Annotated in this window: 22 protein-coding genes and 1 tRNA gene; 10 read left to right on the forward strand and 13 right to left on the reverse strand. The window is 53.1% G+C overall.

The annotated features are described in order from the left end of the window. Positions 1–109: 109 nt before the first annotated feature. Together LH22_RS18890 and LH22_RS18895 are read right to left on the reverse strand one after the other, a co-directional pair. On the reverse strand, positions 110–892 hold the full coding sequence (locus LH22_RS18890; protein WP_052059456.1) for a MetQ/NlpA family ABC transporter substrate-binding protein: 783 nt from the start codon (positions 890–892) through the stop codon (positions 110–112). A gap of 15 nt (positions 893–907) precedes the next feature. Further along, complete coding sequence (locus tag LH22_RS18895; RefSeq protein WP_038649293.1) at positions 908–1,927, reverse strand: isopenicillin N synthase family dioxygenase; 1,020 nt, start codon at positions 1,925–1,927, stop codon at positions 908–910. 208 nt (positions 1,928–2,135) lie between these two features. Between LH22_RS18895 and LH22_RS18900 the strand changes: the two genes are divergently transcribed. Then, on the forward strand, positions 2,136–2,813 hold the full coding sequence (locus LH22_RS18900; RefSeq protein ID WP_038649296.1) for a YecA family protein: 678 nt from the start codon (positions 2,136–2,138) through the stop codon (positions 2,811–2,813). Between the two features lie 140 nt (positions 2,814–2,953). Here LH22_RS18900 and LH22_RS18905 read toward each other — a convergent pair whose 3' ends face one another. Beyond that, entirely contained in the window at positions 2,954–4,003 is a 1,050-nt protein-coding gene (locus LH22_RS18905; protein WP_038649299.1) for a DUF1176 domain-containing protein, read from the reverse strand. An 84-nt stretch (positions 4,004–4,087) separates the two neighbouring features. Beyond that, positions 4,088–4,978 carry a LysR family transcriptional regulator gene (locus LH22_RS18910; protein WP_038649302.1) on the reverse strand — a complete coding sequence of 297 codons (891 nt, stop codon included), beginning with the start codon at positions 4,976–4,978 and terminating at the stop codon, positions 4,088–4,090. 90 nt (positions 4,979–5,068) lie between these two features. Between LH22_RS18910 and LH22_RS18915 the strand changes: the two genes are divergently transcribed. After that, positions 5,069–5,845 carry an NAD(P)H-dependent oxidoreductase gene (locus tag LH22_RS18915; protein WP_038649304.1) on the forward strand — a complete coding sequence of 259 codons (777 nt, stop codon included), beginning with the start codon at positions 5,069–5,071 and terminating at the stop codon, positions 5,843–5,845. Positions 5,846–5,861: 16 nt separating this feature from the next. On the opposite strand, the gene LH22_RS18920 is transcribed toward LH22_RS18915, so the two are convergent. From LH22_RS18920 to fliA, 4 genes are all read right to left on the reverse strand, one after another. Continuing rightward, on the reverse strand, positions 5,862–6,191 hold the full coding sequence (locus LH22_RS18920; protein ID WP_081946746.1) for a DUF1493 family protein: 330 nt from the start codon (positions 6,189–6,191) through the stop codon (positions 5,862–5,864). 280 nt (positions 6,192–6,471) lie between these two features. After that, on the reverse strand, positions 6,472–7,050 hold the full coding sequence (gene flhC, locus LH22_RS18925) for a flagellar transcriptional regulator FlhC (RefSeq protein WP_038649310.1): 579 nt from the start codon (positions 7,048–7,050) through the stop codon (positions 6,472–6,474). A gap of 10 nt (positions 7,051–7,060) precedes the next feature. Beyond that, positions 7,061–7,402, reverse strand: coding sequence for a flagellar transcriptional regulator FlhD (flhD, locus tag LH22_RS18930; protein WP_038649313.1), 342 nt, complete (start codon positions 7,400–7,402; stop codon positions 7,061–7,063). A 311-nt stretch (positions 7,403–7,713) separates the two neighbouring features. Then, a complete protein-coding gene (fliA, locus tag LH22_RS18935; RefSeq protein ID WP_038649315.1) occupies positions 7,714–8,442 on the reverse strand; it encodes an RNA polymerase sigma factor FliA in 729 nt (242 codons plus the stop codon). Between the two features lie 957 nt (positions 8,443–9,399). Here fliA and LH22_RS18940 point away from each other — a divergent pair. Together LH22_RS18940 and LH22_RS18945 are read left to right on the forward strand one after the other, a co-directional pair. Next, positions 9,400–10,086: a winged helix-turn-helix domain-containing protein gene (locus tag LH22_RS18940; protein ID WP_052059458.1), complete on the forward strand. Its 687-nt coding sequence runs from the start codon at positions 9,400–9,402 to the stop codon at positions 10,084–10,086. Continuing rightward, positions 10,052–10,576, forward strand: coding sequence for a hypothetical protein (locus LH22_RS18945; RefSeq protein WP_038649317.1), 525 nt, complete (start codon positions 10,052–10,054; stop codon positions 10,574–10,576). Before LH22_RS18940 ends, LH22_RS18945 begins: the two co-directional genes overlap by 35 nt. A 372-nt stretch (positions 10,577–10,948) precedes the next feature. Here the strand turns inward: LH22_RS18945 and LH22_RS18950 are convergent. Then, positions 10,949–11,033: transfer RNA gene (locus LH22_RS18950), tRNA-Leu, on the reverse strand. Between the two features lie 266 nt (positions 11,034–11,299). On the opposite strand from LH22_RS18950, the gene LH22_RS18955 reads away from it, so the two are divergent. After that, a complete protein-coding gene (locus tag LH22_RS18955; protein ID WP_038649319.1) occupies positions 11,300–11,815 on the forward strand; it encodes a DUF2501 domain-containing protein in 516 nt (171 codons plus the stop codon). Between the two features lie 216 nt (positions 11,816–12,031). Here LH22_RS18955 and LH22_RS18960 read toward each other — a convergent pair whose 3' ends face one another. After that, a complete protein-coding gene (locus tag LH22_RS18960; protein WP_038649322.1) occupies positions 12,032–13,408 on the reverse strand; it encodes a PLP-dependent aminotransferase family protein in 1,377 nt (458 codons plus the stop codon). 168 nt (positions 13,409–13,576) lie between these two features. Between LH22_RS18960 and LH22_RS18965 the strand changes: the two genes are divergently transcribed. The 5 genes from LH22_RS18965 (at position 13,577) to LH22_RS18985 (ending at position 16,607) form a co-directional block, all read left to right on the forward strand. After that, positions 13,577–14,017 carry a GNAT family N-acetyltransferase gene (locus LH22_RS18965; RefSeq protein WP_038649325.1) on the forward strand — a complete coding sequence of 147 codons (441 nt, stop codon included), beginning with the start codon at positions 13,577–13,579 and terminating at the stop codon, positions 14,015–14,017. Then, positions 14,014–14,619 (forward strand): FMN-dependent NADH-azoreductase, encoded by a 606-nt coding sequence (locus tag LH22_RS18970; protein WP_038649328.1) that lies wholly within the window; start codon positions 14,014–14,016, stop codon positions 14,617–14,619. The genes LH22_RS18965 and LH22_RS18970 overlap by 4 nt, the downstream gene beginning before the upstream one ends. Positions 14,620–14,633: 14 nt before the next feature. Continuing rightward, positions 14,634–15,113 (forward strand): carboxymuconolactone decarboxylase family protein, encoded by a 480-nt coding sequence (locus LH22_RS18975; protein WP_038649331.1) that lies wholly within the window; start codon positions 14,634–14,636, stop codon positions 15,111–15,113. Positions 15,114–15,208: 95 nt separating this feature from the next. Continuing rightward, on the forward strand, positions 15,209–15,844 hold the full coding sequence (locus tag LH22_RS18980; protein ID WP_034826425.1) for a hypothetical protein: 636 nt from the start codon (positions 15,209–15,211) through the stop codon (positions 15,842–15,844). Between the two features lie 82 nt (positions 15,845–15,926). Beyond that, positions 15,927–16,607, forward strand: coding sequence for a MarC family NAAT transporter (locus LH22_RS18985; RefSeq protein WP_038649333.1), 681 nt, complete (start codon positions 15,927–15,929; stop codon positions 16,605–16,607). 27 nt (positions 16,608–16,634) lie between these two features. Here the strand turns inward: LH22_RS18985 and LH22_RS18990 are convergent, their stop codons facing one another. The 3 genes from LH22_RS18990 to LH22_RS19000 are packed head-to-tail and all read right to left on the reverse strand — an operon-like array spanning position 16,635 to position 20,435. Next, positions 16,635–17,891 (reverse strand): c-type cytochrome, encoded by a 1,257-nt coding sequence (locus tag LH22_RS18990; RefSeq protein WP_038649336.1) that lies wholly within the window; start codon positions 17,889–17,891, stop codon positions 16,635–16,637. Positions 17,892–17,895: 4 nt separating this feature from the next. Beyond that, entirely contained in the window at positions 17,896–19,665 is a 1,770-nt protein-coding gene (locus tag LH22_RS18995; protein ID WP_038649339.1) for a GMC family oxidoreductase, read from the reverse strand. Between the two features lie 38 nt (positions 19,666–19,703). Beyond that, a complete protein-coding gene (locus LH22_RS19000) occupies positions 19,704–20,435 on the reverse strand; it encodes a gluconate 2-dehydrogenase subunit 3 family protein (protein WP_038649342.1) in 732 nt (243 codons plus the stop codon). Between the last annotated feature and the right edge of the window lie 265 nt (positions 20,436–20,700).

Consider the following 20,700-nt stretch of genomic DNA (forward strand, 5'->3'; position numbering starts at 1 on the left):
TTTATATAATATTTTTTATTTTTAGCAAAACGTGCGATGGGTGTTTGTGGCGAAATATAACACAGATGGGGGTAATCGCCACCTGCCAGAAACAGGTGGCGGCTGGGAATTATTGATTCACCGGAATCACCGATCCTTGATAGTGCTGGTTGATATATTCGGCAGTTTGCTTTGACTCCAGATCTTTGGCTAATTCAAGAATCCGCGGGTCATGTGCCAGTTTTGGCGTGGTCACCAGTACATTGGCATACGGATTATCTTTCGCTTGCTCCAGGGCTAGCGCATCTTTCGATGGCACTAGCCCTGCCTGCAACGCGTAGTTACCGTTGATGATTGCCAGCTGTGCATCATCCAGTGCACGCGGCAGTTGTGGCGCTTCGATTTCAATGATTTTCAGATGGTGTGGGTTGTCACTGATATCCGCTGTCGTGACCAGCGAATGGGATGGACTGCCCTTGAGTTTGATCAAACCGCTGTCCTGCAACAGATACAGCGCACGGCTTAAATTAGTGACATTATTGGGCACCGCGACCTGCGCGCCATCAGTCAGATCTTTTAGGGATTTCACTTTATGCGAGTAAATGCCTAACGGCTCAATATGCACCGTCGCCACCACGGAAAATTTCTCCCCCAGGGCTTTTTCTTGATCGCGCAAATAAGGCACATGCTGGAAATAATTCGCATCAACATCGCCGCGCGCTAACAGTTCATTGGCGTTGAGATTGCCGTTGAGCTCAATCACTTTCAGGTCGAGCTTTTTATCGGTTTGTTTGATGTGGTTGAGGATTTCACTGTGTGGCACCGGATCGGCCGCCACACGCAAAGCCGCTGCCGAAGCAGAGGTGCTGAACATCGAGAACAGTGCCAGCGTGGCTATCACCTTTTTTGTCATATGTTTTCCTTACTTTTATGATGTTTGAACCGTGTTCTGGGCGTCGGTGTAGTAACGCGCTGCCACGTCGCGATGCGATCGCAAACGCCCTTTGAGATAGTTCCAGCCCACTTCACGCAGCAGCGGATTATTGGGGTCGCTGGTCGGCCCACGCGCTTCAGCCGCGAGCGGCGCGGGTAATTGATAAATCGGCACTTCGGCATCCAACTGCGCCCCCAGGAAAAAGGCGATGGAAACTCGCTCCTTCTGTGCAGGTGGTGACAGCACGCGATGTACCGTTGCGCGCAGATAGCCATTGGTTGCAATCTCTAGCAGTTCACCGATGTTCACCACAAATGCACCCGATTTTGGCAACGCATCCACCCAGTTTTCTGGCGTCACTTCCACCTGTAATCCGCGCTGTTCATCCTGCAGCAGAAATGTCAGGAAGCCAGAATCTTTATGCGCACCTACGCCCTGTTGGCTGGCATTGCTCGCCTGCCCGGGGTAGCGAATCAGCTTCACATGTTCATTGGGATGCGAACCGTACAGCGCATCAAACGCATCCGCCGGCAACGACAGTGATTTGGCGAACGCGCGCAACAGGCGCAGTGCGACATCCGTCATTGCCTGCTGCCAGGCGTGGATCACCGGCCTTAGCTGCGGCAGCGCCTCTGGCCATAGATTTGGTCCCTGCAGACGCTTCCAGGCGGGATCGCCGTCTTGCAACGTTAATGCCACGCGTTCCGCGCCAATATCGAACTGCTCACGCTGATCGCGCTGTTCACGGGTGTATTCCACACCAGCCCGGTTGTAGCCGCGGAAATGTGGCGAGTGGATCATTGAGACGCGTTGCTTCTCCTCATCCGGCAGGGCAAAAAATGCCTGAGTGATGCTTTGCACGTTCTGCAGCAACTGTGGATTGATGCCATGATTGATCAGGTAGAAAAAACCGACATCACGCGCCGTGGTGCGCAGTTCAGCGAGATAAGGCGACTGTTCAGCATCCGGGAGTTCCAGCAGCGCCAAATCCAGCACCGGCAATGTTTCCGCCATAAAATTTGCTCCTTAACGCAGTAAAATTCTGCGTTTACGCTGCCATTGGCGTCCCATTCCAGCCAATACTGTTGCGCAATATGTTATGGCGAATGATTTTTAGGAAAGCTTCAGCAATCGATATGCAAAAAGCGGTAAATCCGTGCCGCTTCCCGCTATAATCGCGCCGTCAAAACTTTGCCTACCCGCACCACACAGGAGATGCCGTATGAACCAAGGCCCGTTAACCGAGAAAGAACTGAACTGGCTGGAAGATATGCTGGAGAAATACGGCAATGAACAGTCGGTGGTGGATACCTCCGAGCTGGATGGCATGCTGACGGCTCTGCTCTCCGGCCCGAACGATATCGAACCGAGCGAGTGGCTGGTGGCGATGTGGGGTGACAAGAAGCACATTCCAAAATGGTCCAGCGAGCGTGAAATGGATCGTTTTATGGCGCTGATTTTCCAGCACTTCAACGACATTGCCGAACGTCTGGCGGAGTTCCCGGATCAGTTTGATCCGCTGTTTGGCATGCAGGAAATGGAAGGTCAGGAGTTCACCGTAGTGGAAGACTGGTGTTATGGCTATCTGCGCGGCGTGGCGTTAGATCAAGACTGGGATCAGCTGCCAGAGAGCCTGCAACCGGCGATGGAAGCCATTAAGCTGCACGGTAGCGAAGCGCAGTTGGCAACGCGCGAAGCGTTCTCGCCAGAGGAGTTTGAAGCCAGCATTGACGCCATTCGCCCAGCGGCGCTGGAACTGCATGAATACTGGCAGGAACAGCGCATGGCGCAGCCGGATCCAGAACCTCAGCTGCCACACTTCGCGGGCGAGAAAACCGGCCGTAACGATCCCTGCCCGTGTGGTAGCGGTAAGAAGTACAAGCAGTGTTGCGGTAAATAACGCCACATCACCGTAAGAGGGCGTCAGGTCGCGCCCTCTCCTCAATCTGCTTTCAATGTTGCAATTTCACTGAACCCAACTCACGTCGTATACGGCCCTCAGGCTGTCTCGTGCGGGCTTTTCGCAAAATCTCCCACATATTAAGAGGCAGGCTTCACCTCCGTGACCAGGGTCGGCAATTGCCATGCACCGCCAGCGCGAATCGCACGGCACATGCCGGTGGTGGCATCACTACTCTGGACGAAATCTTTGCCATCCCATACCCAGGCCGCTGTGCTCCAGCAGTCGCCAATACCGCGTCCTTTCTGTGCCTCAGAAATCACACCCTGGCTGTAATCGGAACCGGAATCGGTGATCAGCTGCGGTTTACCCTGTAATGCACGATCCATCAGCCAGTAGCCATAGCCTTCGTTATAGGCGCCGCGCCAGCATAGCGCGGCAATCAGCACATGCGCGTCATCCACTGGCGTTAATGTGAGTGGCTCAGCGCCTTCTTCGGGTTGATCATCCGTAGGGTCCAGATTATCGCAGCTGTCGTCATCGGTCAGTGAAGCAATCAGCTTCGGCTTGAGCAACGCCAGTTCATCCGCACTCAACGGACGCGGTGCGGCTTTTTCGACGTTGACCTGCTGGATCACCGGCATCGCCACTGCTGCGGGAACACTGTTTTCAGGCTTATTGCCTTTGCGCACCAGTGCGCCCGGCGTACTCAGACGGCCCTGCGCATAGTCCATCTTCAGCAGCGTGGCAAAGGCACCATTACTGGAAAGCTCGAACGGCTCTTCGCCCCCGCGAAACTCCACTTTGCCACTGCCTTTGATCGCATTAATCAGCGCCAGCGTTTGAGCGTCGGTTAGCGTCCACTCATCGTTCTCCGCTTTGGTGACCTCGCCCTGGGCGTGATCATCAATCCACAGCGCCAGTGCATCCACTTGCTTAGAGTCATCATCGCCAGTATCAGCCAGCACCACACGGCCGTGGGTCGGTGCATTGGGCCCGCCCTCACGCGTAAGCAGTACTGAGCCCCCTGCGCCCTCTTCAGCGCTGTAGCCTGCAGCCCGGCAGGTCAACGTATTGTCACAGGCGAGTTCCCAGTCTTTATGGCTAAAGGAGACGCCGTCTTCATCTGCCAGCAATGGCGCGCTCAAACTGGTGAGCAGTGCGAACGCCAGCAGCAATCGGGTTTTCATGCCATCACTCCATAACGGTAAAGGTGGCTAGTGTGATGATTTTTAGGGCGCGGGAGAAGTGAATTTTTTGCGCTGATAGCCAGTCTACAGTGACGCTACAATTTGCTGGCGTAGCCACTGTTGGGCGGGATCACGATGGAGCCGTTGATGCCACAGCATTAAAATATCAAAGCCGGGAATCTCCAGTGGTGGAGTGAAGACGTGAAGATGTACGGCACTGCGCACCAGCCGCTCGGGTAGCACAGCGACCAAATCACTGTTCGCCAGCGCTTCCAGCATAAACAGGAAATGCGGAACCGACAGAACGACACGACGCGAGCGTCCCAATTTTGCCAGCGCGTTATCAGTTGCGGCACTGAACCCGCCACCATCAGGCGAGATCAGCACAAATTCCAGCTGACAGAACTGATCCAGCGTCGGTGCCTGCTGTAACTGTGGATGGTCTCGCCGACCCGCCAGCACGTAGCGCTCACTGAACAACTTGCGCTGATGCAGGTTCGCTGGCGCGTTGTCACCGGTATGGAACACCACATCCAGCGCTCCTTTCTCCAGTTGTAGAGCAATCTGCGGCGGGTTAAGCGCGAAGACCGCCATCCGGCTTTGTGGCGCGGCCTCGCGAATGTTGTTGAGCGCGGGCAGCACCAGGGCTGTGGACATGTAATCGGTGGCGGCTATACGCCAGGTGTCTTCAGCATGGGTCGGATTAAAGGCCTCCGGCGGAGCAACGGCACGCGTTAATCCCTCCAATGCCTTTCTTAGCGGTTCACGCAGACCTTCAGCGCGCGCAGTGGGCAACATACCGCGCGGCCCCGGCAACAGCAGAGGATCATCGAATACCGTGCGCAACCTGGCCAGCTGTGCACTCACCGAGGGTTGCGATAAATTCAGCCGCTGCGCCGCGCGCGTTACGTTCAACTCCTGCAGCAGAACATCCAGTGTCCGCAGCAGATTCAAATCCAGCGCATTGATATTCACTGTGACTATACCTGCGATATGAGCAATTGATTTCTACTATATCCAGCGGCGTCATAACCTGCAGCTGTTTTCAACTCACAGGACTCAGCCATGAATGTACTGATTGTGTATGCCCATCCAGAGCCGCGTTCACTGAGCGGTTCGTTGAAAGATTTCGCCGTCAATCACCTCCAGCAAGCAGGCCATCAGGTGCAAGTATCTGACCTCTATGCCATGCAGTGGAAAGCTCAGCTTGATGCTGCAGATACACTGGCGCCACTGGTGGGCGCACACTATGACGCCACACTGGATTCCCGTTGCGCTTTTGACCAACAGCTACAGGCTGCCGATATTGCCGCAGAGCAGGAGAAACTGCGCTGGGCCGATACGGTGATTTTCCAGTTTCCGCTGTGGTGGTTCAGCATGCCCGCCATCATGAAAGGCTGGTTTGACCGGGTTTATGCTAATGGATTTGCTTACGGTGTCGGCGAACACAATGAACAGCACTGGGGGGATCGTTACGGCGAAGGCAATATGACAGGCAAACGCGCGATGCTGGTGGTGACCACCGGCGGCTGGGAATCACATTATAGCCCGCGCGGTATCAATGGGCCGATTGATCAACTGTTGTTCCCGATTCAGCACGGCATGCTGTTCTATCCCGGCTTCAGCGTGTTGCCGCCTCTGGTGTTTTATCGTGTACAGAAATCCGCGCAGGAACGCTTTGCTGGCTGGTGCGATACCCTGGCCACGCGGCTGGATACGCTGGCGGACACGGCACCGATTGCCTTTCGTCAGCAAAATGGCGGCGACTATGCAATTCCCGCGTTAACGCTGAAAGATACGTTAGCGAAAGGAAAAAGTGGTTTTGCTGTGCATGTGAAATGATTAAGCGGCGTTGGCGCTACTCATACAGCCAACGCCCTGCCTTGGCAGATTCAATCAGCATGCTCAGGGTAAAATCAGGCACCACAGGGACTTCACGCTTGTTGAAGGGATTCAGGATCTGCGCCAGTGACGGTTCGTCCGGATAGTAGGTATCAATTAAAAAACCGCCACGATCTACCGCGAATTCGCTGAAGAACTCGTCCATCAACGCCTGCGCTTCTTCACGCTCGAAGTTCAGATCGGTATCGATATCAATCTGCGGCGTGAGTGTTTTTTGTTTAAACAGATAGACACCGTCGTAGCGGCGCACTAATTCGTAGATACGCTGGTCGATTTCGTCGGTCATCACCTACCCTCCTGTTAAACCAGCGGCTATTCTGCCATGCAATCTCATCTGCCAGGTAGCGCAAATGATAGCACTGTGCCGCTCTGCTTCATGCGCTGCCAATAAACCGTCGTTCCATGGCTTGAAACCGCGCAGCCAATTGGCTTCCGCCAGAAAAAACATTAAATTACATAAAGATAAACAATAAAATTCATTCAATGACTCCTTCAATGTTGATAGCCCGCACCTGAGCGCGATGCGGGCTAATAACTTTCTGGTCATCATGGATGATTTACCAGCCTCACACGGTCACCGGAAGAAAGGTGGCGGCTGCCAGGACGTGTTGTTTATTCACGTGATCGACAGGAGATTTTTTACAGGCGCGGGAGGGGGGACTGCACAAACTGCAGGTAAAGGGTTTTTTGATGTTCTCGGTGATCACCACATATCCTCCCTGGCAGATTCTGCACGTTGTGCGGGAAATAATACCGCAATCAATAAAGCGTAATAAGGTCCAGGCGCGTGTTAGCCCTAATATTGGTTTTTCATGGCTTTGAGCAGCACACTGTTCCAGATAGAGTCGGTAAGATTTCATCAATACGTTAATTGGCGGCCCTTTTTCCGTCAATTTTAAATACAGATAGATGTTATAAAACATCGATGCGTGAATATTTTGCTCCCATGACACAAACCAATCTTCTGAGAAAGGCAGCATACCTTTTGGCGGAGGTACTCCTCGTAACGCTTTATATAAGCGTAATAATCGTCGGCGGCTTAGAGATGTCTCAGATTCTAAAACCTGCATACGTGCGCCGAGCGAAATCAACTCCATAGCGATATGATCATCAAGCATTTCCTGCAACAAATTCTTCTCACTCATTCTGATCACCTCAATCTGTTGTTACGAGATCTTTATTGAGCGAATTCAGTAAATCCGTCGACAAGATAATGCCCGTGTGAATGTTCTGTAGTGCCTCAATTCGTGATTCTTTCGTGAGATTCTCAATCAAGAATTCATCATCAATGCGTAAGCGGCAAATGAATTGATTGGTCGAGGCCAACTTCATCAATTGGGGTAACGTCAGAACTTTAAGATTATCGATGGTCGCTTCCGATAACCCAAGACGGAAGCCTGCTGCAAACTTATCCTGTCTAATTAATTGTTGCGCCAGTAAAAGGTAAGATAAATTCAAATCGTGGATATGCGGAAGATACTCATCAAAGTCAGACATTGATAACACCTTGTGTTTATCGTGCGGAGCACGGGTTCAATAAGAGAGGAATATCTATTCCCATGTGATGCTAATCATCGTGTGATCGTGAGTTAAACGTTTTTGCCAGCGACGCGAAAACCACTGATCAACGATTGAGTCGCATCCAGCAATGAAAAAATGATATCCATCAGAAATTCCCGTAACAATACCGCAGAAAAGACTGACTGAGGAAATCTCTTTAAGATCATGATTAACAAAGATAATAAGATTATTAATTCTTATTAATTATCAAGTTCATCCGTTAGCGAATCCTGAGTTGCTTCAAACCTTTAGATCGCTTCATCATAATCCAGACGACTGCGCAAACGTTTTAATGCCAGACTGTGAAGCTGGCTCACCCGTGTTTCTGAAATATTGAGAAACAGAGCGATTTCGCGCATAGTGAGATCATGATGATAATAAAACTGTAAGATGACTCTTTCTCGCTTCGGCATAAAACGTAAGTATTGCGTAATAAGCTGAATCAAATCTTGCTGGATTGAATGATGCAAAGGGTTTAACAAAGCATGTTCATCGTTGGCCTGTTCCCATAAATCGGCATAATGCTCTCGCAGTTCATCAATCGAGTGAAGCTGGCTATTATATTTATCTTCCAGCATCTGATGGAAACCCCGCAGTGGCACCCCCATTCGCTCGGCAATATCCCGTTCACTCGCGCTCGAGCCTTTCTCCTGTTCAACAATCTTGATAATTGCAGAAATTTGACGCGAATGCGTTCTGACACGACGCGGTACCCAATCACGCCCGCGCAGTTCATCAATTAACGCCCAACGCACACATTGTGTCACCCAGGCGCTGAGGGCAACGCCTTTCTTCTCGTCAAAGCTGTCAACGGCGGCAATAAATCCCATTGCACCTGCTTGAATGAGATCATCGAATTCTACGCTATTTGGTAGCCTTTTTTTCAGGCGCAACACTTCCTCTCTCACCAGAAAATGATATGTCGACCACAACTCACTTTTATCATCAATTCCGGATGTTGTGTATAACACATCCATATTAACCACCCTGTAACCGTCTTTAAACTGATTATCGGGCGAGTGCTATTGTTTAAATAGTGCGATAAGATTTCAATACCAATGCTATTTAATCTCTTTCATTCGTCAATGAGTAGCGCGTTAAAATATCTCTCTCAACTGAGTCTTTTGTACCGATATGAGATAAAGCCAGCCCCCTTCGTTTGTCAACAGCAAAATCCCGTTGATGCCAATGCTCTGCTCGTCTGATGCTGAGATAATTTTCCTATTCTCTCTCTCACTTGCACGACCGCACTCACGATTTCCTGCTTCACCACCCTGTCCTGATTCACCTAACACGATCCGGCACCGAAATGCAGATCCTCAAAGACACAAGGGCGATGGCTTCCTGTCAGCATCAGCGAAGCATGTTCACGTATTCAGGATGCTGATTTCCCGAGAAAAAAACCCGCCATGAACCGCGATAACACCCTGCAGTAGCGAGCATTTCCGTGCTGTCTCAAGTCAATCAGGTGTAGCAGAGTGGGCTGAGCCTGCGGCATCAATCAGTACCTCACCTTGCTAACATTTAGCGTGCCATTTTCGACCTCCCGCTATGGGGCTACCTGGCTGGTTCGCCTTTTTTCAGATGAAAAATACTAATCATTATTACGCTAACAACTTACGAGTAGCGGTTATTAGCATTGTTAATTATCAATAAAAAATAACCACTTAATTTTAGCGGTTTACCTATCATAAAAAACCTTAATGATTAAGGGGCTTTTCAACATTTTTCAGGAAAATAATCGCAGGAAAGTGCTGAAAATCTGGCACTCTTTAGCTGAAAAATGGGAACGGTGACCGCAAAAATAACATTAACAACCGACCCGCTCTTTACCCTAATTGATAGACAACTTCTTTATGCCCAACACAATCCTACTTGGACAGGCAGCCAGATTAGACAGACGTACTCGTATACTAAGCCGGACGCTGGATAATATGTCCGTGACGTTGCCCGCCAGCGCCGCGCGCTGCCTGTATGCACTCGCGGAGGCGCAAGGCGAAGTGCTGACGCATGAACAGTTGATGGAGATTGGCTGGCGCCGTGACGGTTATGCCGCAACCGATAACAGCGTACGCGTGATGATTAACAAGTTACGCCGTGCATTCATGTCGCTGGAGCTTGAACAGCAGATTAACCTGCTGGCCGTCACGCGCAGCGGTTACCGCTTAATCATTAATGTCCCACCAGCCGTCGATCACTCCGTTCCTGTGGCGATGCCCCTGGCGCCGCCTGCTCGTGGCACGCTGACCTGGCGACGCGTAACAGGCATCACTGCCGCCGGTATCACCGCCGGGTATCTGGTGGCATTGTTGGTACAACATTTCTTTCTGCTCACACCAAAACCGATCGATTTTGTCAGCTGGCATGGCCCGGCGATTCCGGATGGCAGCAGCGTCTGGGTGCCGAAAGGACATCATACGCAACACGCATTGATTGAAACCACACTGCGCACCTATCGCCGTTATGTGCTTGATGCGAACCCGGACAAACCCGCGGCAAGAGTGCTGTATGTCACGCTCAGCTCCGCCAACAATCCGCAACATCAGGGCGTAATTGCCTGCCAACAACCCTTTGAGGAGGCGAAAAATGCGTGCGAGTCCTTCTATTTTCGCCTCAATTAAATCCCCGTGGCTCTGGCTGTTTGTCGGCGGCTTTGTGCTGGCGTTTAGCGGCGTGATCGGGCGCTGGCTGGCCACCAGCGCGCAGCAGTCCCAGTGCCGGTTTCCACTGGCGTTTTATGACATCAAAAGTGAGCGTGAATGGGTGCTGACGCAGGGGATTTACCGCAGCTATCACGATGGCTTCAGTGAGGGGCATTTAACCTATCTCGGCACGCTTTCTCGTTTTATGGATGGGCAACTTATCGCACCTGCCACCCCGATTCATCGTGCGGTGTGGTTTAACGGCGAGTTCAACCACAACCTGCTGAAAATCACCGTCACGCAACACAGCCGTGGCCTGGGCGATAAAAGCCGCGACGAGGACGTGCAAAAGTATGTCTTCCCGCATTGGCAAGCAGGCGATGTCAGCGTGATTGCGCTTTATCTCTTTAATGGCCGCGTGCTGGCCTCCGGCACAGAGAGCGTGGCGCGTAATGTCTGCATCAGGTAGCCAGAAATTTAGCGCAGCGCTTCTGACAACGGCTCAAGGCGCTCGAACAAGTGTGATGTAAAGGGTAAGACTGGTATCGCCCATCAGGAACTTCATACCTATCCCCTAACGTCAGAGAGAAAGCAGGTGCCGGTATTCTGCGGCCAGATTCTCAGTAGTTAGCGCAACGTGCGTATGGCCTGGCTGATTAGATGAAAATCGGCGCGCCGTGCGAGCGGTGACGGTGTTGAGTCATCAGTCAACAATTGGGTATTGAGTGCGGCAAGGATTATGCTTTCGAAATGAGTATTGCTGTTGATTATGGAGGCGTTACTGCTGAATGTCAGACACAAAAAAAGCCGCTCGTAAGCGACTTAATTTTGCATCAATCGATGGTGCCGAAGGTCGGACTCGAACCGACATGTATCTCTACGGTTGATTTTGAATCAACTGCGTCTACCGATTTCGCCACTTCGGCACTGAAGAGGATGCGGAAAACGTTGGCGATTATACCGTTACGCGCAGAGTGCGCAACACTAATCGACAGCGCTGTGCGCTAAGCGTTGAAAAAACCAGCACTTCGCCATTTATGTGGCGCAAACGCGGCAGCTCGAGCGCCCTTTCGGCGCTTTCCTGTACAAATGCCAGAACATTCCCAAACTCCCTCTACTTCGGAACTTTCCGTGCTTACGCCTATCTTAACCAAAACTGACAACGTCAGATGTATAAAACAAAGAGGTTGAGATGAACAAAGCAGCACAACGCATCATTTTGGGATTGGGTATCGCGGCGGCAATGGCGGCAGGCAGTGCGTCGGCAGCGAGTTGGCAGGATCAGCTGAGCAGCGCGGCATCGCAGCTGTCTCAGCAAAACAGCGGTTCTACCACCACCAGCAGCACGCAGAACGGCGGTCTGTCGCTCTCTTCGCTGAGCGGTTTACTGAATGGCGGTGACAAAGCGGTTAGCTCCAACAGCATGACCAACGCCGCAGGCGTCATGTCCTACTGCGTACAGCACAACGTGGTGGATAACAATGTGGCATCGGTGAAAGATCAGGTACTGAGCAAGCTTGGTTTGAGTAGCCCTGCCGCACAAGAGCAGAAAACCGATTATCAGCAGGGTCTGCAAGGCTTGCTGAACACCGGCAACGGTCAGCAGCTGAATCTGCAGAGTCTGAGCAACTCGCCGATGGGTGAGAAACTGAAGACCAAGGCCTGTGACGTGGTGCTTAAACAAGGCAAGAAATATATCGGCATGTAATTCACGCCCTACTTCGGGTTGCAGGTGCGTTGGCGGCTTTCTTTCCCCCGCATCGCTTACTGAGTAAGTGCATCGGGCGTCTCTCGATAGCCGCCGTACTGCATGCGGAATGATAGTGGGTGAAGTGACCATGAATAAGACGCGAGCTGTCCCTCGCATCTTATTTAGTCTTGATGGGGGGCGCAATAAATTGCGCCGCCACGGGCCATTAATCCATCAGCTCATCAACCCTTTAGTTTCTTCTACCACCCTGCCCAGCACATCCACCGCCTGTTCAAACGATCGAATATTGGTGTAGCCGATCACCAGTCCGTAGCGTTTCTGGGTTTGCGTATACCAGCCTGAAAGCGGCAACACGCGCAGCTGATGACGCTGCCAAATCTCCGCCAGCGCCACATCCTGAATGCCTCGCCGCAGGAAGGCCACGATATGCATGCCGCCATCAGTGAGTTCAAAGTCAAACAGCTGCGGGAAACAGTGCTGTAGCGCATCCAGCATCATGCGGCGGCGCTGCTGGTAGAGAACCCGCATCTTCTTGATATGACGATAGAAGTGCCCTTCACTGAGGAACTGTGCGAGGATTTTCTGCGGTAACAACGGCATACCGGTTTCGAGGATTTCACCCAGCTCGCGGAAGCGTTCAATGGTCTGTTGCGGCATCACCAGATAACCCACGCGCATCGCGGGCATCATGGTTTTGCTGAAAGTGCCGGTATAGATCACCCGATCGTGCACATCAAGGCTTTTTAGCGCCGGGATCACTTTGCGCGTGTAGTGAAACTCGCCGTCGTAATCATCCTCAATGATCCAGCTGCTGTTCTGCTGCGCCCACTCCAGCAATTGATGCTTACGGGGTAGTGATAACGTCACCGCAAGCGGGCTCTGATGGGTTGGCGTGACCACCGCAAAGCGTGCGTCTGAGTGATAACGCTGGAGGAAATCCACGTCGAGGCCTTCCCGATCCACCGGCACATAGTGCAGATTCGGTGCGATGCGCTTTAACAGTTTCTGCCCAAAGAAATAGCCCGGGTCTTCAAACAGGACTTTGTCGTGAGGATGGGCCAGCACGGCCAGGATGAGGCGCAGGTTGGCACGATAACCGGTGGTGATAAAAATCTGCTCCGGCTGGCAGTTAAGCCCGCGCGAAATATTGAGATAGCTGGCAATCGCCTCACGCAATGGCTGGTAGCCCATAATGGCGGGCATGATCATTTCATCGGGCCGCAACGTTCGCGCCGCCTTTCCGGAGATCAGCAGCCACTTCTTGTGCGGGAACTCATCCAGTGCCGGAATACCCAGCCGCAGCTCGCCTTTGCTTTCAATCACCGGATGTTCGAGCGGTGTGGAAGGTGGCGCCGTGGTGACCACGGTGGCTTCACCGAGATTCAGTGCGGGGTTCACGCGCGTGCCCTTCGCGCCCTGGCTGACAAAATACCCCTCTCCAATGAGGATCTCGTAGGCGGCCTCCACGGTTTTGCGCGCGACTTGCAGCTCACTGGCTAACACGCGGATCGCCGGCACCCGGTCGCCCGGCTTTAAGCGCCCTTCCAGGATCTGCTGCCGATAGCGAGCGTAGATTTCTTTGTAACCCATCTGTCTTCCTTCATCACGATGCGGAGCACATAAATGCGCTCTGGAGAGTGAGCGCAGGATTCAGCAGCATAACCATGTCCTACCTGTTTTCCCCTATATTGACCCTTTTCCCTTCGACATAGAAGTTTAAGATGTCCCCATCAACCCGACAACCGCTTGCAGGCTGCTATGAAGATTGTTCATTACCAAACGCCCACGGAGCTGGCCTGCTGCTATGCATTGATGCGCGAACTGCGTTTCAAACTGAAGGATGAAGCTGCGTTTGTGGCGCAGGCACAGCGTCAGCAATTACAGGGCTACCAACTGGCGGATATCGAACAGGATGGTCAACCGGTGGCGCTGGCGGGCTATCGCCTGCTGGAAAACTTTATTCATGGCCGTTTTTGCTACATCGATGATTTGGTGACCTGCACCAACACGCGCAGCCAGGGTTTGGGGGCCGCACTACTGCACGGTCTGGCGCAGCATGCACGGGAACAAGGCTGTGGCCGCATCGTGCTCGACACCGCGCTGAGCAATCAACGGGCACAACAATTTTATCAACGCGTCGGTTACCACGCGTTGGGACTGCATTTTTATCGCGATCTCGCTGAGGGAGAAAATTCATGAAACTGCTGCATATTCAGGTCAGCCCGGATCTGGCCGGATCGGCCTCACGTAACGCCTCGGCGCGTTTGGTGGAGAAGCTTCGCGCCCAGCATAGCGATCTCGAAGAGACGGTACTGGATCTGGCGCAGCATCCGTTGCCGCACCTGGATGCCTTCACCATTGGCGCGTTCTTTACCCGCCCGGAGGATCGTAACGATGCACAGCGTACCGCCATTCAGACTTCCGAAAAAATGGTGGATCAGCTGTTCGCCTGCGACACCCTGGTTATCTCGTCGCCGATGTGGAACCTCGGTTTGCCGTCGGTGCTGAAAGCCTGGTTCGATCATATCACTCGCGCCGGACGCACCTTCGCGTTTACACCGCAAGGCACCAAAGTCGGTCTGGTGAACGGCAAAAAGGTGTACAGCGTGGTCGCCAGCGGCAGTGTGTTTGCCCACGGCCCGTTTGTGCAGGATGACCAGTTCACCCCTTACATCCGCGTGGCACTGGAATACATCGGCATCACCGATGTGGAATTTATCCGCGTGGACGGTACGCACGATCCCGTTAGCCGCGACACCGCATTACCCCAGGCTCTGCAAGCTATTGACCGCTTATTTTGAATGAGGAAAACATCATGACTTCACGCGTTAATCATTTTAAAACCGCGCCAGCACTGGCCAAATCCATGTCTGATTTCTCTAACACCGTGGCGAATACCGCGCTGGAGAAGTCACTGAAACACTTGATCGATATCCGTGCTTCGCAGTTGAATCACTGTGCCTTCTGCCTCGACATGCATGTGAAGCAGGCGAAAATTGACGGCGAGCGCGAACTGCGTCTTCATCACGTTTCTATCTGGCGTGAATCTCCACTGTTCAGCGCTCGCGAGAAAGTGGCTTTTGCCCTGACCGAAGCCCTGACCCGCATTGGCGAACACGGCGTGGATGAAGCGCTGTACGGTGAAGTGCGTGAACATTTCTCTGAAAGCGAAATCAGTGAGCTGACCTTTAAGATCGCTGCCATCAACACCTGGAACCGCCTGATGATTTTGTCACAGATGGCACCGGGTGCATTGGACAGCGCTTACGGGCTGGATCGTGCTGATTTGCGTTAATTTTTACCGCCAGTAGCCCGTGCTGCTGGCGTTGTCATGTTCATCTGCGCTGCCTGAGGCTATAGTGAGATTTTGCACCACACAGGACAGCGCGCATGAAAGGCATCAATATTGCGATTTACTTCGATCCCGACCTGATTCACATCAGCGTTCACCAACAGGATGACAGCTATCTCAGCCACCACTTCAGCTACGATGACAGCGTGATTGAAGAGATTTACCAGTGGCTGGAGCAGTTCACGCCTAATCGCACCCACATTTGCCTGATTGAGCACGATACTGCCGACATCCTCGCCGATGAGCTGGTGGATAACGGCTATCACGTCCATCAGGTGACGCAGCACGATCTCCTGAACTGGTTTGCCAGCGAGCCTCCCGCAGAACCCGATGGTTCGCCAGTGCGCGCCCTGCTGCGCTATCTGGAAAACGAAAACCCATCTGAATACCAGTCCCGTACTCCGCAGATCGAAGCCTTAATGGATATGCTGGATGAGCTGGACGATCTGGAAGGCGTGGACGAAGTCGAGGATGAGGACAACCTGCCGGATGACGTACTGCGCTTAATGAAGCAGAAGAAAATCACCGCCAACCAAGCCGCTGAGCGTTTGCTGCCCGACGTCAATGAACGTATTCGCGAGCACCTGATAAGCTATCCTGAGCTGATGACGCCCGAGCTGCTGGAAGATTTCTTCCCGGAGTTGCTGGAAGCGTTAGAAACGCCAAAACATTGATGCATTTTGCACACGCGCGCTAAATCGTGCCGCGACGCACCTTGACGGTGTGTCGCGCTGCCATTGGAACTCGGGGAAAATCATGCTGGAACTGTTTAAAGCCATCGGGCTGGGATTGGTGGTGCTGTTGCCGCTGGCCAATCCGCTGACCACGGTGGCGCTGTTTCTCGGACTGGCGGGAGACATGAATTTCCAGGAACGCAATCGTCAGGCGATGCAGGCCTCGATCTACGTGTTCCTGATTATGATGGTGGCGTGGTACGCCGGGAATGCGGTGTTGCACACCTTTGGCATCTCGATTCCTGGACTGCGTATGGCGGGTGGATTGATCGTCGCCTTTATCGGTTTTCGCATGTTGTTTCCGGCAAAACCGGTCGGTCACTCCGTCGAAGCCCGGCATAAACAGGATGAAATCGACGCCACTGATGCAAATCGTGAATCGGTGAATATTGCGTTTGTGCCGCTGGCGATGCCCAGCACGGCGGGTCCGGGCACCATCGCGATGATCATCAGTTCGGCCTCTACGGTGAAATCGGGCGTTGATTTTCCAGCGTGGGTTGTCGCGGTCGCGCCGGTGCTGACCTTCTTATCGGTGGCCGTGATTTTGTGGATTTCGCTGCGCAGTTCGGGTGCCATCATGAAGCTGGTGGGTAAAGGCGGAATTGAAGCCATTTCGCGATTGATGGGCTTTTTGCTGGTGTGTATGGGCGTACAGTTTGTGATTAACGGCGTATTAGAAGTGGTGAGGACTTTTCATGTGTGAAAGTGCGGCCCGAAGGCCGCACCCGATTTACTCTGCTTTCAACGTCTTGCGCACATCCGCGACCTGATCTTTGGTCACGGCTGGGGCATTGTTACTCCAGCCCTGACGGATAAAGGTCGCCAGCTGCGCCACTTCATCATCCGTCAAACGCTTGCCAAAGCCCGGCATCGCGAGGGTTGACGGCGCCTTCTCGGTCGATGGCTGCTGCGCACCGGCGAGAATGGTGTGGATCAAGCCGGTAGGATCGTTGGCATTCACAATGGTGGCCTGATCCAGCTCCGGGAAGATACCTGGCGCGCCTTTACCGGTCACGAAGTGACAGGCACCGCAGTTATCGATGTACAGACGCTCACCTTCCGTCAGGTTTTTCGCTGCGGTCAGTTTGGCTTCCGTGGCCTGCTGCTTCTGCACGTTGTACGCCTGCAGCGGTGGGTTGCCACCGATGAATTTCAGATAAGACGCAATGGCTTTCAGATCGGCATCCGTCATGTGCGAGCTGGAGTGCTCAATCACTGACTTCATCTCTCCGCCCACTGCGGCTTTGTCGTTACGACCGGTTTGCAGGTAATCGACGATCTCCTGCTCACTCCAGCGCGGTAAGCCACGCAGCGACGGCACATCCCAGTTGTTCAGGCTACCACCAGCGAGGAATTTGTCGTCACCGCTGTCCAGCGCCTTCTCGTTCATACCTAGGCCGCGCGGCGTATGGCAACTGCCGCAGTGACCGAGACTTTCTACGATATAAGCACCGCGATTCACTTCTTCCGACGCGCCGCCAATCGGCTGGAACGGCTTATCAGAAGTGAATGCCCAGTTCCAGAAACGCATACCCCAGCGCTGACTGAATGGGAAGCTCAGTTTGGTCTCTTCCGGCTGCTCGCTGCTCGGCTTCACGCCCTTCATGAAGTAAACATACAGCGCGTGCATGTCTTCATCGCTGATTTTGGCGTAATCCGGGTACGGCATTGCCGGATACAGACGTGAACCGTCCGGCAGCACACCTTTACGCACGGCATCAGAGAACTGCTGCTCGCTGTAGTTGCCGATGCCGTGCTCTTTGTCCGGCGTAATGTTGGTGGAGTAGATGGTGCCGAGATTCGACTCAATCGCCAGACCACCGGCGTAATCGGCCTTGCCCGCTACGGTATGGCACGCCATACAGTCGCCGAGACGTGACAGATATTCACCCTGCTTGATCAGCGCGGCTTCATCTTCCGCGTGAGCCTGGACCGCAAAGCTTCCCAGCAGTACGGCGTTAGCGATTAACAATGATTTTAATTTCATGTGCTTATGCCTGTACCAATGGACCTGGGTTTTTCAGATAGTGTTCTTTGATCGCCTGCGCAGCCATCAGGGTAATCGCGCCGATGGTATCGGTCGGGTTCGCCTGGAAGTTTTGCGGGAAGGCGTTACCGCCCGGTACAAACACGTTATGTACATCCCAGCTCTGCAGATACTTGTTCAGCGCCGAGGTTTTCGGGTTATCGCCCATCACCGCACCACCCACGTTATGGGTAGAAACGTATTTGGTCAGGTCAAAGTCCGCGCCCATTGGCAGGAAGCTCATGCTCATGCTGTCTGGGTTCAGCTCTTTGGCGATATCGCCGACGATACCTTTCAGATGCTGTTGCAGCTTGAGTTCGTTCTCTTTCCAGTTAAAGGTCATGCGCAGCAGCGGCTGGCCACGATGGTCGGTGTAATGCGGATCCAGATCCAGATAGATATCGCGATACGACTGACAAGTGGTCGTGATGCTGATTTTCATAGAATGGTTGTACCACTCTTCCAGACCTTCTTTGTAACCCATACCCCAGGCTGGCGTGCCCTTTGGCAGCGCTGCCGCCATTGGCGTGCCGGTAGCTTGCGAGCTGTGAATCTTCGCGCCGCCGAGGAAGCCGAGGCCAGGACCATCAAAGTTGCCTGGTGAGATGTCGTTGAACATCTGGCCGGTGGCGCCTGCGGTGGCGTAAGAGTTGAAGTTCTTGTCTTTGAAGAACAGGGTTGCGCCGCCGTTCGACAGGAACGCGTAGTTACGGCCCACCACACCTTCTTCGGTGATTGGGTTGTACGGCTTGCCGATACCCGACAGCAGCATCAGACGCACGTTGTACAGCTGGAAGCTCGACAGCACGACGATTTTGGCCGGCTGGAACACTTCGTTTCCGTCTGCATCGAAGTAGAGAACGCCCTTCGCCGTTTTACCATCGTCGTGCAGCACCACTTTGTACACTTCCGCATGCACTTCGTAAGAGAAGTTAGGCATACGCTTCAGTGCATCCATCACAGCGGTTTGCGGTGAGGCTTTGGAGTAGTTCAGGCACGGGTATTTCGAGCAGTAACCGCAATAGTTACACGGCGCGATCTGGTTGCCGTACGGGTTTTTCCACGCGCGAGACACGCAAGCAGACGGGTTCGGGAACGGGTGGTAACCCAGCCTGGTCGCGGCTTCTTTGAACATCACGTTGTTCAGCGTATCTTCCAGCGCAGGCAACGGATAAGGCTCAGAACGTGGACCTTCAAACGGGTCACCGCCTTCCAGAATCTGGCCGCGCAGGTTGCCGGTGTTGCCCGACTGACCGCAGATCAGTTCAAACTTGTAGTAATACGGCTCGATCTCTTCCCAGGTGAACGGGAAGTCCATCACGCGCATATCTTCCTGCAATACGCCGGGTTTGTAAGCCTGATCGACGTAGGTCTTCAGTTTGATATCGGTTGGGGTTGGACGAATCAGTACCGCCGTCCAGTGCATACCTGCGCCGCCCACACCGGTACCCGGAGCGAATGCGCCCCATTTACGCGTCGGGAGTGCCGTCTGGCTCATGTTGTAACGCACGGTGACCGCCACTTCTTTTGGGGTGGCGAACACTTTGTTACGCACGTTATAGGCGTATTCATCAGCGGGTTTCGGGTAAGCGAAATCCGGGTAATCACGCTCGCCGCCGCGCTCTAACGCGCGAACTTCCAGTCCGGCCATTGCCAGTTCGATGCTCATCAACGAGCCGGCCCAGCCGAGGCCGCAAACGACGACGTCGACTTCTTTCTTTGTAATCTGTGCCATGTTAAATCCTGTCTCACATACCAAATACGGGGGGAGGCTTACGCGCGTTCACCCAAGAGGCTGACCGGTCCCAGCGGGTACGGCACGTTGTGCTGTTTCACCCACTCAGTGAAGCTGGCGCGTGCGCCTGGGAAACCAATCGCAATCCAGGCTTTCATGCCCTTATTGCCGCCGTACATGGGATCGGCGAGGTAACCGTGTTTGGTATCAGCCAGAAGCTGGCCAAAGAACTGCGAGGCTTTCAGGTTCGGTTCACCCATCGCCGGGAAATCGATACCGTCATTTTTATTGACCTTGGTCAGCACCGCGTCTTTCTCTTCCAGCGTCAGTTCATGGAAGGATTTTTTGTAGGTGCTCTGCGTCCACTGTTCCACCAACTTGATGCCTGTGCGATACAGTTCCTGCGGGGTGTAAGGGATCTGATAACCCATGGTGGCTGGCGCGTGCACGTCGAACGGACCCTGCATGTAAATTTCGCCGCCGAACTCAGGGCTATGGAGTTGCTGATCGATAAAGATCGGCACGTTAGTTTCCAGTGCACCTGGCGCCTTGCCCTTACCACCGGCCGGAATCAGACGATCGGTCGCGGCCAGAATAAACTGCCACTCCTGAGCGCTGAAAAAGATCGGTTTGTAATCGGCGAGTTCCGGTGCTGCCATTTCCGCAGCTTGCGCCGCAGTTAATCCCTTAAATACCAGGTCGCTTAATGGCAAAGCCAATAACGACCCAAGCAAAAACTTACGTCTGGTGGTCGGTTTATTTAGAAGCATGGCGCGACGACTCTCACTTGCTAAGAAAGATAATTATTTTTGTTAATGGCTTTATAAATCGGTAAATAACCTGGCAATCTTAGGGATATAGATATTTCTGAATGTAAGAATCAATGTTCAGATGTGTTTTGATGAGAAATCATCATGATGTTGAATTTAGGTTAAGAGCAGGTAAAGGGCTTTCGGAGGGTGAATTGGACTTTTAACCGTACAATTGCTGTGTTTTTAGCAATTCTGGATGGGCAAATGACCAAAATTGATCGCG

Source organism: Pantoea rwandensis, assembly GCF_000759475.1.
Classification (GTDB): Bacteria; Pseudomonadota; Gammaproteobacteria; order Enterobacterales; family Enterobacteriaceae; genus Pantoea; species Pantoea rwandensis_B.

What these genes read in the sequence shown, in the direction of transcription:
- LH22_RS18890 (WP_052059456.1), bottom strand. Translation starts at nt 892, where the DNA reads ATGACAAAAAAGGTGATAGCCACGCTGGCACTGTTCTCGATGTTCAGC.
- LH22_RS18895 (WP_038649293.1), bottom strand. Translation starts at nt 1,927, where the DNA reads ATGGCGGAAACATTGCCGGTGCTGGATTTGGCGCTGCTGGAACTCCCG.
- LH22_RS18900 (WP_038649296.1), top strand. Translation starts at nt 2,136, where the DNA reads ATGAACCAAGGCCCGTTAACCGAGAAAGAACTGAACTGGCTGGAAGAT.
- LH22_RS18905 (WP_038649299.1), bottom strand. Translation starts at nt 4,003, where the DNA reads ATGAAAACCCGATTGCTGCTGGCGTTCGCACTGCTCACCAGTTTGAGC.
- LH22_RS18915 (WP_038649304.1), top strand. Translation starts at nt 5,069, where the DNA reads ATGAATGTACTGATTGTGTATGCCCATCCAGAGCCGCGTTCACTGAGC.
- LH22_RS18920 (WP_081946746.1), bottom strand. Translation starts at nt 6,191, where the DNA reads ATGACCGACGAAATCGACCAGCGTATCTACGAATTAGTGCGCCGCTAC.
- flhC (WP_038649310.1), bottom strand. Translation starts at nt 7,050, where the DNA reads ATGAGTGAGAAGAATTTGTTGCAGGAAATGCTTGATGATCATATCGCT.
- flhD (WP_038649313.1), bottom strand. Translation starts at nt 7,402, where the DNA reads ATGTCTGACTTTGATGAGTATCTTCCGCATATCCACGATTTGAATTTA.
- fliA (WP_038649315.1), bottom strand. Translation starts at nt 8,442, where the DNA reads ATGGATGTGTTATACACAACATCCGGAATTGATGATAAAAGTGAGTTG.
- LH22_RS18940 (WP_052059458.1), top strand. Translation starts at nt 9,400, where the DNA reads ATGTCCGTGACGTTGCCCGCCAGCGCCGCGCGCTGCCTGTATGCACTC.
- LH22_RS18945 (WP_038649317.1), top strand. Translation starts at nt 10,052, where the DNA reads ATGCGTGCGAGTCCTTCTATTTTCGCCTCAATTAAATCCCCGTGGCTC.
- LH22_RS18955 (WP_038649319.1), top strand. Translation starts at nt 11,300, where the DNA reads ATGAACAAAGCAGCACAACGCATCATTTTGGGATTGGGTATCGCGGCG.
- LH22_RS18960 (WP_038649322.1), bottom strand. Translation starts at nt 13,408, where the DNA reads ATGGGTTACAAAGAAATCTACGCTCGCTATCGGCAGCAGATCCTGGAA.
- LH22_RS18965 (WP_038649325.1), top strand. Translation starts at nt 13,577, where the DNA reads ATGAAGATTGTTCATTACCAAACGCCCACGGAGCTGGCCTGCTGCTAT.
- LH22_RS18970 (WP_038649328.1), top strand. Translation starts at nt 14,014, where the DNA reads ATGAAACTGCTGCATATTCAGGTCAGCCCGGATCTGGCCGGATCGGCC.
- LH22_RS18975 (WP_038649331.1), top strand. Translation starts at nt 14,634, where the DNA reads ATGACTTCACGCGTTAATCATTTTAAAACCGCGCCAGCACTGGCCAAA.
- LH22_RS18980 (WP_034826425.1), top strand. Translation starts at nt 15,209, where the DNA reads ATGAAAGGCATCAATATTGCGATTTACTTCGATCCCGACCTGATTCAC.
- LH22_RS18985 (WP_038649333.1), top strand. Translation starts at nt 15,927, where the DNA reads ATGCTGGAACTGTTTAAAGCCATCGGGCTGGGATTGGTGGTGCTGTTG.
- LH22_RS18990 (WP_038649336.1), bottom strand. Translation starts at nt 17,891, where the DNA reads ATGAAATTAAAATCATTGTTAATCGCTAACGCCGTACTGCTGGGAAGC.
- LH22_RS18995 (WP_038649339.1), bottom strand. Translation starts at nt 19,665, where the DNA reads ATGGCACAGATTACAAAGAAAGAAGTCGACGTCGTCGTTTGCGGCCTC.
- LH22_RS19000 (WP_038649342.1), bottom strand. Translation starts at nt 20,435, where the DNA reads ATGCTTCTAAATAAACCGACCACCAGACGTAAGTTTTTGCTTGGGTCG.